Raw genomic sequence first — 509 nt, 5'->3', positions numbered from 1 at the left:
AGTTGCAAGGTGTAGACCCGAAACCGGGCGATCTATCCATGGGCAGGTTGAAGGTTGGGTAACACCAACTGGAGGACCGAACCGACTGTCGTTGAAAAGCCAGCGGATGACTTGTGGATCGGAGTGAAAGGCTAATCAAGCCCGGAGATAGCTGGTTCTCCCCGAAAGCTATTTAGGTAGCGCCTTACGTATTACCCACGGGGGTAGAGCACTGTGTCGGCTAGGGGGTCATCCCGACTTACCAACCCGATGCAAACTCCGAATACCGTGGAGTACGAGCGTAGGAGACAGACGGCGGGTGCTAACGTCCGTCGTCAAGAGGGAAACAACCCAGACCGCCAGCTAAGGTCCCTAAACATGATTAAGTGGGAAACGATGTGGGAAGGCTAAAACAGCTAGGAGGTTGGCTTAGAAGCAGCCACCCTTTAAAGAAAGCGTAATAGCTCACTAGTCGAGTCGGCCCGCGCGGAAGATGTAACGGGGCTCAAATCATGTACCGAAGCTGCGGA

Annotated in this window: 1 rRNA gene; it reads left to right on the top strand. The window is 54.0% G+C overall.

The window, feature by feature from the left end:
• A 23S ribosomal RNA gene (locus ACY2RQ_RS19805) occupies window positions 1-509 on the top strand; the annotation flags it as partial.

Source organism: Parendozoicomonas sp. 209JJ7-1, assembly GCF_058147085.1.
This window is presented reverse-complemented; position numbering and strand designations above follow the sequence as displayed.